11 protein-coding genes and 2 pseudogenes are annotated in these 13,902 nt (G+C 42.4%); 10 read left to right on the top strand and 3 right to left on the bottom strand.

Annotated features, from left to right (window positions below):
- Positions 1–29: 29 nt before the first annotated feature.
- Positions 30–1,265 (bottom strand): lipoprotein-releasing ABC transporter permease subunit, encoded by a 1,236-nt coding sequence (locus ACOBWA_RS09915; protein ID WP_102092330.1) that lies wholly within the window; start codon positions 1,263–1,265, stop codon positions 30–32.
- Between the two features lie 442 nt (positions 1,266–1,707).
- Between ACOBWA_RS09915 and ACOBWA_RS09920 the strand changes: the two genes are divergently transcribed.
- The gene (locus ACOBWA_RS09920; RefSeq protein WP_420229253.1) at positions 1,708–2,664 is read left to right on the top strand and encodes a hypothetical protein; all 957 of its coding nucleotides are present in this window, start codon (positions 1,708–1,710) and stop codon (positions 2,662–2,664) included.
- Between the two features lie 132 nt (positions 2,665–2,796).
- Here ACOBWA_RS09920 and ACOBWA_RS09925 read toward each other — a convergent pair whose 3' ends face one another.
- Positions 2,797–3,186: an SCP2 sterol-binding domain-containing protein gene (locus ACOBWA_RS09925; RefSeq protein WP_057760797.1), complete on the bottom strand. Its 390-nt coding sequence runs from the start codon at positions 3,184–3,186 to the stop codon at positions 2,797–2,799.
- Between the two features lie 866 nt (positions 3,187–4,052).
- On the opposite strand from ACOBWA_RS09925, the gene ccoN reads away from it, so the two are divergent.
- From ccoN to ACOBWA_RS09955, 6 genes and pseudogenes are all read left to right on the top strand, one after another.
- Complete coding sequence (gene ccoN, locus ACOBWA_RS09930) at positions 4,053–5,534, top strand: cytochrome-c oxidase, cbb3-type subunit I (protein WP_057760799.1); 1,482 nt, start codon at positions 4,053–4,055, stop codon at positions 5,532–5,534.
- Between the two features lie 59 nt (positions 5,535–5,593).
- Entirely contained in the window at positions 5,594–6,181 is a 588-nt protein-coding gene (ccoO, locus tag ACOBWA_RS09935) for a cytochrome-c oxidase, cbb3-type subunit II (protein ID WP_420230759.1), read from the top strand.
- Positions 6,181–6,360 (top strand): cbb3-type cytochrome oxidase subunit 3, encoded by a 180-nt coding sequence (locus ACOBWA_RS09940; RefSeq protein ID WP_290177626.1) that lies wholly within the window; start codon positions 6,181–6,183, stop codon positions 6,358–6,360. Before ccoO ends, ACOBWA_RS09940 begins: the two co-directional genes overlap by 1 nt.
- A pseudogene (locus tag ACOBWA_RS09945) lies at positions 6,360–7,504 on the top strand (c-type cytochrome). Before ACOBWA_RS09940 ends, ACOBWA_RS09945 begins: the two are co-directional and overlap by 1 nt.
- 516 nt (positions 7,505–8,020) lie before the next feature.
- Positions 8,021–9,430: a cytochrome c oxidase accessory protein CcoG gene (ccoG, locus tag ACOBWA_RS09950; protein ID WP_420229254.1), complete on the top strand. Its 1,410-nt coding sequence runs from the start codon at positions 8,021–8,023 to the stop codon at positions 9,428–9,430.
- Between the two features lie 193 nt (positions 9,431–9,623).
- Positions 9,624–10,204: pseudogene (locus tag ACOBWA_RS09955) on the top strand (FixH family protein).
- Positions 10,205–10,328: 124 nt separating this feature from the next.
- Here the strand turns inward: ACOBWA_RS09955 and ttcA are convergent.
- Positions 10,329–11,351, bottom strand: a complete 1,023-nt coding sequence (ttcA, locus tag ACOBWA_RS09960) for a tRNA 2-thiocytidine(32) synthetase TtcA (RefSeq protein WP_420230760.1) — start codon at positions 11,349–11,351, stop codon at positions 10,329–10,331.
- A gap of 434 nt (positions 11,352–11,785) precedes the next feature.
- Between ttcA and queC the strand changes: the two genes are divergently transcribed.
- From queC to ACOBWA_RS09975, 3 genes are all read left to right on the top strand, one after another.
- Positions 11,786–12,562 (top strand): 7-cyano-7-deazaguanine synthase QueC, encoded by a 777-nt coding sequence (queC, locus tag ACOBWA_RS09965; protein WP_191113890.1) that lies wholly within the window; start codon positions 11,786–11,788, stop codon positions 12,560–12,562.
- 326 nt (positions 12,563–12,888) lie between these two features.
- Positions 12,889–13,218: a hypothetical protein gene (locus tag ACOBWA_RS09970; RefSeq protein ID WP_057760815.1), complete on the top strand. Its 330-nt coding sequence runs from the start codon at positions 12,889–12,891 to the stop codon at positions 13,216–13,218.
- 176 nt (positions 13,219–13,394) lie between these two features.
- Positions 13,395–13,892, top strand: coding sequence for a peroxiredoxin (locus ACOBWA_RS09975; RefSeq protein WP_420229255.1), 498 nt, complete (start codon positions 13,395–13,397; stop codon positions 13,890–13,892).
- Positions 13,893–13,902: the final 10 nt, after the last annotated feature.

The raw sequence follows: 13,902 nt of genomic DNA on the forward strand, positions 1-13,902 counted from the left end.
TATTTATTTTAACAGTTAGGCGTTTGCGATTACTCATAGCGTAGCGTTTGAGCAGGCTGAATCTTAGCCGCTCGGCGCGCTGGATAAATCGTTGCCAAAAAGCTCAGTACAAACGATGCACCTGTGATTAATACCACATCTAACAAACGCAACTGCGATGGCAAGTAATTGACAAAATACGCATCAAACAGGTTCAGACCAAAGGCTTGATTAATAAAGCCTAAAATATCGCTGACCGTAAGCGCAAATATCACACCCAGTATCGTACCAGCGATAGTACCGATGACGCCGATAACCACACCTTGTACCATAAAGACTTGCGTAATCAAACGAGGAGACGCACCAAAGGTTTTTAAGATTGCGATATCTGCTTTTTTATCGGTCACTAGCATGACTAGACTTGAGACAATATTAAAAGCAGCAACTAAGATAATCAAAAATAGTAATAGGCCGACCATGGCTTTTTCCATTTGAATTGCCCCAAACAGATTGCCATGCGTCTGTGTCCAATCATTTGGATACAGCTTTTCAGGTGCGATAGCAGCCGCTTTTTCCGCAGCTATCGGCGCAGTAAAGATATCGTTAAGCTTCATACGTACGCCCTGTGCGCCTTCTGGCAGACGCAGTAACTTTGCCGCATCTCCCATCGGGATAAACGCCATGAGACTGTCTACTTCTGGGCTGATCGTAAAGATACCTGTCAGAGTAAATCGCTTAAATCGCGGTATCACACCTGCTGGTGATGGTGACGCCTCTGGCAATACCAGCGTTACTTTATCCCCTATTTGCAGACCCAAGGACTGCACCATCTCCTCGCCCAACACGATACTGAAATCACCACTTTTCAGGGTATCAATACTACCTTCAATCATGTGCTCATTGATGATGGAGACGTTTTTCTCGTATTCAGGCTCGACGCCTGTCACCATGATACCTGCGACCTGACCATTTGATGTCAGCATCCCTTGCAGTTGAATGAATGGTGCCACAGCTGCCACTTCTGGGTCTTCTTTGATCTGATCAGCGAGCTGTTCCCAGTCGCCAATAATTTCTGATGAGACCACAGTAGCCTGCGGTACCATTCCCAAAATACGGGTTTTCAGTTCACGGTCAAAGCCGTTCATCACTGATAGCACCGTAATCAATACGGCAACCCCAAGCGTCAGACCAATCATCGATATGAGTGATATAAAGGAGATAAAGCCATTACTACGTTCTGCTCGGGTATATCGTAAGCCGATAAATAACGCTAAAGGACGAAACATATTCAAACTCTTTATCTTATCTACGTGCGACTTTATATAGGTTGCATAACGAGCAGTAGTAAATGCATCATACAGTTGCTACTACTCACATATAAATCAAACACAAAAACAGGGTGTCAGACGAGCCAATAATAGCTGTCAAAGGGAGCTAGTTTGACACAAACTAGCTGATATGTGCCAGTCATTAGCAACAACTGAGAGTATTTTTTACCAAAAAACTGGGTTTTGTTATTATTTTTTATAGGGGGCTTGCTATTAGCTGTACCAATACCTATATATTATATGCTAAAGACAATTGTCATTAACCCCTCATTGAGGTTTCTGATCTTTTACTGGCTAGGCTGCTGACCATCATAAACCAATCATTTAAAATGTTGGATGGTACACAAGCAAACACAGTATTAGACACAAACCTCACGCTGACTTAATTTTGAGTATTTTCATGACCATAAATTATCAATACAAAAACATTCAATCTCCTACCAAGATCACGTTGACCGATGAGCAGTCTGCAGGTCACGCCGATCACTGGCGTATTCTGACCGATGATATGAGTCATGATGTGCCTGAATGGCTACAAAAAATGATCGAAGTCGCTGCGATGCCTAAAGGCCTGAACAACAATGTCAGTGCAAAAGACAGCTGCCTGCTTCTATCAGAAGATCAGCCATGCCATATTAATCAAGTGCTCGCGATGAAGGATGGTAAGCCAGAATGCTTTATCAATGCTTATCCTTGTGTCGATAGTCCTTATGGATTGAACTGTAAAATTGAGCGTGTCATCGCCAATGACAACTCGCATGATGCCGTGTTGCGCTTACGTACTGCTGATGGCAGCATTATTTATGCGTTTGATCAACTCTATACGACCAATCGCCATCTATATCAGCGCGACACCTCTTACTATGTGAACTTTAGTGCTTGGGCGCACGAAATTAAGCTAAGCGAGCAAAACGAAGTCATCATGGTCGAAGACCAAGAGTCTATCCGTTATCATCGTGCCTTTAACGATATCGTGGCGGCAAATGACGGAAAAATCCCTGATGACCTACAAGAGCAAATCAGCGAATGGAAACCTGAAACCAAAGAACAAATGGCACCTGTCGAGATTAACTTGGGCCATATGTGCGCTTACTTGTTTGGCGATACGCTAGGACAAGAAGATGAGGCTTGGTGTCAGGGTCAAGTGCTTGGCAAGCAAGAAACCGTATTTAATGGTAAATCTATCATATTGTTTGACGTGGTGACGCTACGTGAGCAGGATGCAGATCCGTTTGTAGTGCGTATCGGTGCGCTCAACACTGCTGAGACTAATAGTATCAAAGTACATGACTACGTCCAAGCAAACGTATGGCTGCAAGCAGCAATATACAAAGAGAACCAATCAAAAGCTAGCTAGTCTTTTTGAAAGATTTTTTATGCCTATTTGATTGCGCAATAAAAAAGCCCCTAATATGAATTAGGGGCTTTTTTGTGTCTTATGGATTCTTACAAACCAAAAACGTAACGTAAAATTCGTATAAATATACGATTAAGCCATCGTCGTCATCGATTTGATGCGAGTGTATAGCTCTTTTTGCTCTGCGCTTGGACGAGCAGTCTGTACGGCCATCAACTGTGACATATCACCTTCGACACGGATTTTACCACTCATAAACGCACCCATGATTTGATTGGTATCAAAATCAGTGATGATAGACTGTAGGATATCGCGATCTAATAGCAGCGTCGTCGTTGCATTATCATTTAAGCCGCGATGCAGCAAACCATTTGCAAAATTGGCTTCGATAGTTTTATCAGCTTCAGCCACTTTTAAGTTGACGACCATATTGGCAAGTACTGGCGGTAAGTTTAACTCACCTGCTTCGTTGCCCATTTTTTCTACTTGCTCAAACCATTCATCTGTCAAAAAAACTGCCATATTATATTATCCTTAATTGATATTCTGTCAGACCAACATCCCTTGAGGCACTATTGGCCTAACTATTAGAATTATTAAAATGATTGCTATCAATAGACCTATGCCATACATAGCCATTAATGACGTTCAGCCTCATTATAAAGGGCGACTTGATAAGAAGTAAAACCTATTTATCGGCTCAGCAATGTTATTGTTACAAAACTTCTTTGCAAGCCTACGCTTATGTCTAGCGAGCGCTTCCCCTATTCAATCAAAATGAGCATCTAGAATAGTGACAAAATTGTGTATAAAATAGAGCAGTAGCACAGCAATAATAAGTTGCTCGCTAACATTTATACCAAAGAGTTTGTATTTTGGCGCATAGTTCTGATGATATTTAATTAGGATTGCGTTACAATACCCTTAAACAGAGTCGGGAGTTTTAACCAAACATTACATAATCGTGTTTTTTGTCAGCCGCCGCTAGCATACATCTATGGTCAATGCGTTTTAATAGCCCTATAGATATGGGTATCTATCTTCATTAGTACAGATTTTTTCGTAATAATTAAGATACATATTTAGCCTTATGAGATGTTTGATGCTCAAAACGGCGCGTCTTCTTATTTACCTTGATGATCTATTAACAATCCTATTATCGATTGACTTTAAGTAAAGTGTATGAAATGCCTATTTCTATTTATTAGTATTAACTAATAGACAGTAAGGGCCTAAATCGATAGTTAATGACGTCATTGCGCTAAATAAGCCAAAAAACAACATGTGTTGGCGCTAGTATAAATACAAATTTGAGAGTATTTATAGTGCAGACAACATAGATTGTTGGTTAATTCTGTTGATAATTCGGGCTGTAAAGGAATCATCCAATGAGTTTACAAAACACAGCAGTCGCCCCAGTTGACCGTGAGTATGAAATTACTATCGTAAGATTTTTTACGATCATGGCTGTCGTTTGGGGCATCGTCGGCATGAGTCTTGGTGTCTTCATTGCTTCACAGTTAGCATGGCCAGCACTCAACTTTGACATTCCATGGCTGACCTTTAGTCGTTTAAGACCGCTACATACCAATGCGGTCATTTTTGCGTTCGGTGGCTCTGCCCTGTTCGCAACGTCGTATTACATCGTTCAGCGTACCTGTAAGACGCGTTTATTTGCGCCATATTTGGCTTGGTTTACCTTTTGGGGTTGGCAAGCGGTTATCGTATCCGCTGTTATTACCCTTCCTCTAGGTTTGACCTCAACTAAAGAATACGCTGAGCTTGAGTGGCCGATCGATATCCTAATTGCCTTGGTATGGATCTCTTATGCCATTGTATTTTTTGGTACGCTCATCAAACGTAAAACCTCACATATCTATGTGGCTAACTGGTTCTTTGCCGCCTTCATCATTACGATTGCACTACTACACATCGTAAACAGCATGGCGATTCCTGTTAGCGCGTTCAAATCTTATTCGCTATTTGGCGGTGCAACTGATGCGATGGTGCAGTGGTGGTATGGGCATAATGCGGTAGGTTTTTACTTAACGGCAGCCTTCCTTGGAATGATGTATTATTTCGTTCCTGTACAGATTGGTCGTCCTATCTATTCTTATCGTTTGTCTATCGTTCACTTTTGGGCATTGATTGCTTCATATATGTGGGCCGGTGGTCACCATTTGCATTATTCAGCGCTTCCTGATTGGACGCAGTCTCTTGCTATGGTCTTCTCAATCATCCTATTCGCACCATCTTGGGGTGGTATGATTAACGGTGTACTAACGCTATCAGGTAGTTGGGATAAGCTGCGTACCGATCCGATCATTCGCTTTATGATTGTTGCATTGTCGTTCTACGCGATGTCGACGTTCGAAGGCCCAATGATGTCTATCAAAACAGTGAATGCGCTATCGCATAACACTGACTGGACAGTTGGTCACGTACACTCAGGCGCACTTGGCTGGGTTGGTATGATTACTATTGGTTCGCTATACGTACTGTTACCACGTATTTATAACAAACCGAAGATGTACTCTATCAGCTTAATCACCACGCATTTTTGGCTTGCGACTGCAGGAACGATTTTCTATATCGTGTCTATGTGGATCTCAGGTATTGGCCAAGGCATGATGTGGCTTGCTACTAACCCAGACGGTACTTTGGTATATAGCTTCGTTGATACTGTTGAATTCTCGCATTTCCCATATATTGGCCGTGCATTTGGTGGCTTCTTATATGTATCGGGTATGTTTGTTATGGCTTATAACTGCTATAAAACACTCAAAATGCCAGAAGGTAAGCCTGTAGATGTCGCTGATCCAACGGATCATGAACCTAGTGTCGAAAAACCTTCGACAGCTAACGTATAAGGAGCGATCATGGCTGGTACACCGCATGAAATTATTGAAAAAATACAGGCTTGTTAGTCATTGGTATCGTGATTGCTATTAGTTTTGCAACGCTAGTTGAAATCGTGCCATTGATCTATGACAACAAGGGTCCTGAAGAAGGTGGGGTGAACGCTCCCCTTCCTGCTATGGAGCCTTGGACAGCGCTTGAATTTGAAGGTCGTGATATTTATATCCGTGAAGGATGTCACGTTTGTCATACTCAAATGGTTCGCCCATTACGTGCAGAAGTTGAACGTTATGGACCATACTCACGTGCCGCTGAGTCGACGTGGGATCATCCATTCTTATGGGGATCGAAACGTACTGGACCAGATTTAGCACGTGTTGGTGGCCGTTATTCTGAAGATTGGCAAAAGCAACATTTGATCAATCCACGTTCGCTAGTGCCTGAGTCAGTTATGCCTGGTTTCCCTTGGTTGGCGACTAACGAAGTAGATGGCGAAAACATTCAAGCTAAAATGCGTCTATTCCGCGATCGCTTCGGTGTTCCTTATACTGAAGAAGATATTGAAGGCGCTCCAGATGCAGTGCTTGGCGCTACTGAGCTTGACGCTTTGGTCGCCTATCTACAGCAGTTAGGTACCGCAATGGAAGGACAGCGCTAATGGGTATTGGTGAATTACAAACAATTGCGACCGTTTCTGCCTTTATTGCCTTCGTAGGCGTTGCATGGTGGGCGTATTCGCCAAAAAACAAAAAACGCTTCGAAGAAGATGCACAACTTGCGCTTGATGACAAGGATATAAAATCTCTGTCTGAAGAGCAGCGCAATAAGGATAAATGATGACATTTTTTTGGAGTTCTTGGATCACTGTATTTAGTTTTGCTTGTTGGCTATTTATTCTTGGCGTCCTTTTGATGGTTCTAAAGTACAAGCCAGAAGTAGAAGAAGACGGTACAACAGGTCATGAATACGATGGCATCCGAGAATACGACAAACCCCTGCCCAAGTGGTGGTTAGTGATATTTTTGGCTCGATCGTTTGGGGTGTGGCGTACTGGGTATTCTTTCCAGCTATGTTCCCGAAACACTGGGAAGGTATCGCCACCGTAGAAGTTGACGGTGAGACTGTACCGTGGACCTCTAAAAACGAGTTGTTCAGTGAGCTTGAAAGCAACAACAAAGTATTTACCGATAACTTTGAAAAAAGCATTTTGGTAAAAGCAGATGCTGCAGGTGCGACTGCGACACTTGGTACGCTAAACGAGTTACAAGCGACCATGCGTCGTAGCGAAAACCCACCAGCAGATCTACAGACTAAAATTGACGAAAAAGTTGCAGAACTTGCTCCTTACGTCGAAAAACTGTCTGAAAACCCAAATGCTTTAAAGGTTGGTAGCCGCTTGTTCCTACAGAACTGTTCTGTATGTCATGGCTCTAACGCTAAAGGTGCGACAGGCTACCCTAACCTAACAGATAACGATTGGTTATATGGCGGCGAAGCTAGCAACATTCTGACCACGCTACACAATGGTCGTATCGGCGGTATGCCTGCTTGGCGCGATCAGATTGGCGAAGACGGTGTACGTGCAGCTTCTGAGTATGTATTGTCACTATCTCCAAACAACGGTAGTAAGAGTAACGGTGAACTTGATCAAACTTTGGTTAATCAAGGCGAAGCTATCTTTAAGCAGCAGTGTGCACTATGTCACTCTGAAAGCGGTAAAGGTATGATTTCAGCAGGTGCACCGAACTTGACTGACAATATCTGGTTATATGGCGGTGAGCGTGAGACTGTACGTAATACATTACGTTATGGCCGTGCTGGCGTTATGCCTCAGTGGGAAACTAAGCTAGGTAATGAGCGTATCATGCTACTTGCTGCTTATATCTACTCACTATCAGATAAAACAAGCAAATCACCTGCAGCAGCACCAGTTACTGCAGCTACTCAGCCTGTAGCAACTGAAGAAGCAACTGCTAACTAAGACGTTGTTACTGTACTGAATATGGACGAGATTTAATGAAGGGAGAACTGTTATTGCAGTTCTCCCTTTTGCGTATGGCGGTATTGTTTTTTATTTAGAAATGACAGTGATGAGCGGCTATAAATACTAGAAATCGTTCTCATATACTCATTGCTTTTTACGATTATTACCCCATTATTAGTAGGGAGAATGTTAGAATAGCTATTTTTTAAAATAGTCTATTGGTCACGGCTTTATATCGCTCTGACTCAATCACATAACACGATAGTCAATTTCGCATAAATCAGATACAGGCTTGTTTAGCCTACTACTTGTAGTACCTTTGCTTGTATCAAGATTATGTTGAACCGACTATATTTACAATCGATCATTTGGTAAGCAGATTAGAAAGTTTTTTATCGAATTTTTTATCCGCTATTTACTGACATTGATAACATCATACACTCATATACCTCGACGCTAGAGGTGTTTGTTCATCATGCCAGCAGACTGATTCTTTTTTAAAGAGGCACGTTTATGTCAGCACAACAATCCAATAAAATTCCTGTACAGCAAGTCGATCTTGATGCAACCAAGCATCGTGTACACCCAAGGTTTGTCACAGGTTTTTATCAAAATATTCGTGTCATCACGATGTATGCTCTTTTGGCGGCTTTTTTACTTTTGCCATGGCTGCGCTATAATGATAGACAAGCGATATGGTTTGATGTGCCATCGCAGCATTACTATATTTTTGGCATGACGTTTTTGACGCAAGATTTTTATTTTATTGCTGCATTTGCCATTATTGCAGCGTTTACGCTGTTTATGGTGACTGTATATGCTGGCCGCGTTTGGTGTGGTTATGCTTGTCCACAAACCATCTGGACGCATCTCTACCAGTACGTTGAAAAATGGGTCATTGGTGATCGCAATAAGCGCATGAAGTTTGATAAATCGCCGATGAGCGCGAGTAAAGTGTTCAAGCGAACGGTAGTCTATGCGATTTGGTTTTTGCTTTCTGTGATTACAGCAGCGACCTTTGTTAGTTATGTAGCTGGGACAGATTCTCTATATCATAGCTGGCAGTCAATAGGAATGATTCCTTTCCCTGACTGGCCAACGTGGGTATGGGTCTCAATGTTTATCTTTACCTTTGCTACTTATGCCAATGCAGGCTATATGCGTGAGCAGATGTGTGTACAGATTTGTCCCTATGGCCGCTTTCAAAGTGTGATGTTTGATAAAGACACATTAATCGTATCTTATGATTATGAACGCGGTGAGCCGCGCGGTGCCCGTAAAAAAGGCACAAACCCAGAGCACTTAGGCGACTGCATTGAATGCACCATGTGTGTGCAGGTCTGCCCTACTGGTATCGATATTCGTGATGGCCTGCAAGTCGGCTGTATTCAGTGTGCGGCTTGTATCGATGCCTGTAACGAAGTGATGGACAAGGTCGGCTATCCGCGTGGCCTGATTCGTTATACGACCGAACGTCAGCTAGCAGAAAAAGAGCCAAGCCGCGTACTGCGCCCACGACTATTTGCTTATTTGACATTATTAGCCGTACTATGTGGCGGTGTGATATATGCGTTAACCGATCGCGTGCCGCTAGAGATTGATATACGTCGTGATCGTAACCAGTTATCATCTATCAATACCCAAGGCATGATCGAAAACAGCTATATCGTCAAGCTAACCAACAAAACCCAAGAGCCTCACAGTTATAAAATAACGCTCGCCCCGCAAGAGGGTCTGAGTTTAGAGCTGCGCTTCAACGATGTACCCTTAGAAGCAGGCGAAAGCTTCGATATGCCTGTCAGTATTTATGGTGATCCTGATGTGATTGAATTTGGTCAAACGCCAGTGACGTTAAATGTGACCAGTGAAGACGGTAAGTACAATGTCAGTAAGCAAAACGTCTTTACGACTCAAGGTCAGTAATTCATCACTGAACTGATTATTTAGTTTCCTTTATGTCATTCGGTAGTCAGCGACTTTGAGAGTCAAAGACTATCGAATAAATGTTTTACCATTAAACTGGTAGCGCTTAGCCGCCAAATTATCCGTTGATACCATTTGTAGATGTCTAATGAACAGCTATCTATTGATTGCGTATCTGATGCATAGGTATTTTATGTCTACTCCAGCACCGAACTTTAAACATCAAGATACTCAGCCATGGTACAAGAATTACATGGTCGTTATCTTTGTGATTGGCATGCCTGCTGCGGTCGTGATCGCTTGTATTTGGTTTGTTTATTACTCTTACCAGATCCGTGATAGCGTGGTACGTGACGACTGGTATATGGATGGCAAAACGCTCTATCATGATGTCTCTCGTGACAAGCTCACGTATGATTTAGACTTGCATGGACAAATGCAGTTTGCAGAAAATGGCGATATTGTGTTTTATCTTAACTACCCTGAACAAAGCGTCCAGTCAGGCAAGCTGTTAAATGGTACGCCACTTACCTATCCTGATACGTTAGAGCTTTCTATTTCTCATGCAACGGATATCAAAAAGACCGCGACGTTGTCCTTAAGCATGTTGAGGGCAATAAATACAGCGCACAAGTCGATATTGATTCGGTAAAAGCCAAGTATTACCTACAGGTTAGCAACGACGGTAAAGATGATTGGCGTATGCAAGATGTCGCAAAACTGCCTCGTTCAAAGGTCAGCTTTGACCCACTACCAGTTTTTGCTAAAAGTTAATGCTGTTAATAGCATCCAGACATAAAAAACCAGCCACTCGTCAGAGATCGGCTGGTTTTTTTGAGCTATTTAGTATTCTACTAATTAATAGGTACTATTTAATCTCGTACTAACTTATAAACTACTAAATCACTGGGTTAATCGTTGGAATTTTCTGTGCTTTACGCTCGTTTTGCGCGGCTTTATCCGTCTCTGTCGAATAAGGCTTGTCACTAGCGAACTTAGGATTGAACGTTTGCGTCCTTGGCGATACAGGTAAACCAATCTCAGCCAAACTATCCGTCTGCCCAGCTTGAATATTGTCGCCTTCAAATAAACGCTCATCATTATCACGATCAAGACTGAGTGTTTCAAAGTCAAATAACTCACGATCAGCTAACTGTGATGGCGCGACGTTTTGCATTGCCTTAAAGATAGAAGCCAAACGCTGCGGGTGAGCGTCATCCCATTCACGCAGCATATCGTTGATGATGGCACGCTGTAGATTGGTTTGACTGCCACATAGGTTACAAGGAATGATTGGGAATTCTTTTAATTTGGCATATTCAATGATGTCTTTTTCTTCGACATAGGCCAATGGGCGAATCAGCATATTTTGCTTGTCATCACTCAGTAGCTTGGGCGGCATTGATTTGAGCGCACCACCATGAAATAAGTTCAAAAAGAAGGTCGCCAACATATCGTCACGGTGATGGCCAAGGGCAATCTTAGTCGCGCCAATTTGTTTAGCAAAGCCATATAGTGAACCGCGGCGCAGACGTGAGCACGCCGAGCAGTAAGTCTTGCCTTCTGGCACCACGCTTTTGACGATGCTATAGGTGTCTTTTTCTAAAATATAGTGGGCGATGCCCTGCTCGTTTAGATACGCAGGTAAGATGTCTTCCGGATAGCCTGGCTGCTTTTGATCAAGATTCACCGCGACGATATCAAAATGAATCGGTGCAATGCGTTTTAGCAGCAATAAAATATCAAGTAAGGTATAGCTGTCTTTACCACCCGAAACACAGACCATCACCACATCGCCATCTTCAATCATATTAAAATCGCGGATTGCCCAAGAGACTTGGCGACGCAGCTTCTTTTGTAGTTTACGAAAGTACGCTGATTCGGTAGGTGCTTGAGCATTAGTACCCTGCTCACCAATCATATCCTCATCACTGCCCTCTTCAAAGACATCATCGTACTCTCTACTATCAGTATCGGTGTCCATAGCCTGACTATCAAAGCTCGTTGCATCAGATACGTCATCAGCTTGAGAAGGAATATTTGGCGTAAATAAGGTTGCTGCGGTCATAAGTTACTCAATATCTTTATAAGGGTGATTTTACTATAAAGCGATTTGCGATAAGGCTTTTAAAGCATTATCACCGATGTCAGGTGACTGATACTTTAAAAGCTGCGATTATAACAAATATTGCTAACAGATTGAAAAGATGACAGTAATACCGACTTTATTTTATTACGATGCTGTTTAAATTTGCTTTGGTAGCTTAGTGACGGGTGATTGGTCGCTTCGTGGTTCTGTAGTAGACGTATTTTTGCTAAAATAGCCGTTTTCGTAAACCAATAATAGATATCATTATGACTAACGTTACTTTGCAAAACACTTCTAATCAAGTATCAGATGCGGATTTAGCTGCTCTTACCAAAAGCCAAAATGCGGTTGTCCTTTTATCTGGCGGTCTCGATTCGGTGACTTGCTTATATTGGGCAAAAGCGCGCTATGCATCAGTGACAGCAGTCAGCTTTAACTATGGTCAACGTCATAATAGTGAACTTGTCGCCGCAAAGACCATCGCTGAGACAGCAGGCGTCAATCATAGAATCATCGATATTGATATCGCGCAACTTGGTGGGTCGTCACTCACCGATCACAGCATGATCGTGCCAGACGGTGATTCGGACAAATTCCCTAGCAAAAAGCGCGATGAAATCGATAACGACGCTATTCCTAATACCTACGTGCCTGCGCGCAACACAATATTCTTATCGTACGCGTTAGCAGTCGCCGAAGTCGCTGATGCCAACCATATTGTCATCGGTGTCAGCTCAGTTGACTATTCTGGCTATCCTGATTGTCGCCCAGAGTATATAGCTGCCTTTGAACATATGGCCAATCTCGCGACAAAAGCGGGCGTTACTGGTCATCGCTTATCGATTCAAACGCCATTGCAGCAATTATCAAAAGCCCAAACTATTGAGCTTGGTCTGTCATTAGGTGTCGATTACGGCCAGACGATTTCTTGTTATCGTGCAGATGCCAATGGTCTTGCTTGCGGTGTTTGTGATAGCTGCGCACTGCGTCGTCAGGGCTTTGCCCAAGCTGGCGTAACCGACCCTACTCATTATCAGTCTTAATTAATTTTAGTCGGTCCTATATAGACTGGATACAGTATAAGGCGCGCTTATTCCACTATCCTTCCTTATGTTTAAATCATATCGAACCGACTATGTATCAACGCTAAATATTGCGTGGAATGGTGACACCCATCAACATTCGCGCAACATTCGCTTGCATTAACACAGCACGTCGTTCTTGTATTCTAATCGACATACTTGCTATCGTATGAACGATTATATTTATCAAAAGATGTACATGATGATATCGGTCACTCATATATTGATGAGTTGACTTTGCATTGAGCAAAAGATAAAAAATTGACGCTACCCGTAAGAGGAAATTTATGAAGTTGTTGCCAGTACTACCCCTAGCCTTAGCGGCCCTGTTTGCCATGCCACAAGCCAACGCTGCTGACATTAAGCAAGACAATATTAATTCATGTGTTAATGGCGCAGTCAAATACAAAGTCGCTGACAAAAGCAACGCAACCAAACTATGTAACTGTACTATTGGTGTACGCAGCAACATGACTATCGGTCAAATGTGGGAAATCGAAAGCTACGCGCAAGATAAGAAAGACCCTTCTAATCTGCCATATGTGAAAGCGATGCAAAAAGATTTACAGCAGTGCACCGTTGGCTTAGATTTAAAGAAGCCACAAAAACCTGCTTAATCTCTAATCGTTTGATATACAAAAAGACTGGCCATTGCCAGTCTTTTTTGTTGCCAATGAATGGGCAAAGTGTAAAACTGATTATTTATTTCTACTAATCTGCCTATAATAAGAACACTATAAATAGAACCATCATTAAGCCAATACACATAACTAAAATTAATAAGGATTTTACAATGGCCAAGCCAACAACAGAAACCATTCACCTACCTGATTTTCCAGTAACCATAGTACGCAAACTTGCTGGTAACTTTATTCATGATGAAATCAGTTTAAAAGAAATGGTCGCCAATACCGATAAAGGCCTTATCCTTTATTTTTATCCCAAAGACAACACGCCAGGCTGCACCACACAGGCAACAGAGTTTACCTCGCACCTTCATGACTTCGATGAATTGGGCTACGACATCATCGGCGTCTCTCGTGACAGTGTTGAATCTCATGAAAAATTTATCGACAAATATGACTTACAGATTCCACTCATCAGTGACGCTGATGAAAAGCTATGCCAGTATTTTGATGTTATCAAAGAAAAAAATATGTACGGCAAAGTTACGCTAGGCCTTGTACGTTCGGCATTTGTATTCAACAAAAACAGTGAGCTGACTCATGCACAGCGTAACCTACGTGCCAAAGACTATACCAGTCGTTTACTGACCATACTGGCGCCATAATTACTGGTTC

This window comes from Psychrobacter sp. ER1, from assembly GCF_048631835.1.
Taxonomy (GTDB): domain Bacteria; phylum Pseudomonadota; class Gammaproteobacteria; order Pseudomonadales; family Moraxellaceae; genus Psychrobacter.

Excerpts from the sequence above, each read along its gene's own strand:
- ACOBWA_RS09915 (WP_102092330.1), bottom strand. The coding sequence starts at position 1,265 with ATGTTTCGTCCTTTAGCGTTATTTATCGGCTTACGATATACCCGAGCA.
- ACOBWA_RS09920 (WP_420229253.1), top strand. The coding sequence starts at position 1,708 with ATGACCATAAATTATCAATACAAAAACATTCAATCTCCTACCAAGATC.
- ACOBWA_RS09925 (WP_057760797.1), bottom strand. The coding sequence starts at position 3,186 with ATGGCAGTTTTTTTGACAGATGAATGGTTTGAGCAAGTAGAAAAAATG.
- ccoN (WP_057760799.1), top strand. The coding sequence starts at position 4,053 with ATGAGTTTACAAAACACAGCAGTCGCCCCAGTTGACCGTGAGTATGAA.
- ACOBWA_RS09940 (WP_290177626.1), top strand. The coding sequence starts at position 6,181 with ATGGGTATTGGTGAATTACAAACAATTGCGACCGTTTCTGCCTTTATT.
- ccoG (WP_420229254.1), top strand. The coding sequence starts at position 8,021 with ATGTCAGCACAACAATCCAATAAAATTCCTGTACAGCAAGTCGATCTT.
- ttcA (WP_420230760.1), bottom strand. The coding sequence starts at position 11,351 with ATGATTGGTGAGCAGGGTACTAATGCTCAAGCACCTACCGAATCAGCG.
- queC (WP_191113890.1), top strand. The coding sequence starts at position 11,786 with ATGACTAACGTTACTTTGCAAAACACTTCTAATCAAGTATCAGATGCG.
- ACOBWA_RS09970 (WP_057760815.1), top strand. The coding sequence starts at position 12,889 with ATGAAGTTGTTGCCAGTACTACCCCTAGCCTTAGCGGCCCTGTTTGCC.
- ACOBWA_RS09975 (WP_420229255.1), top strand. The coding sequence starts at position 13,395 with ATGGCCAAGCCAACAACAGAAACCATTCACCTACCTGATTTTCCAGTA.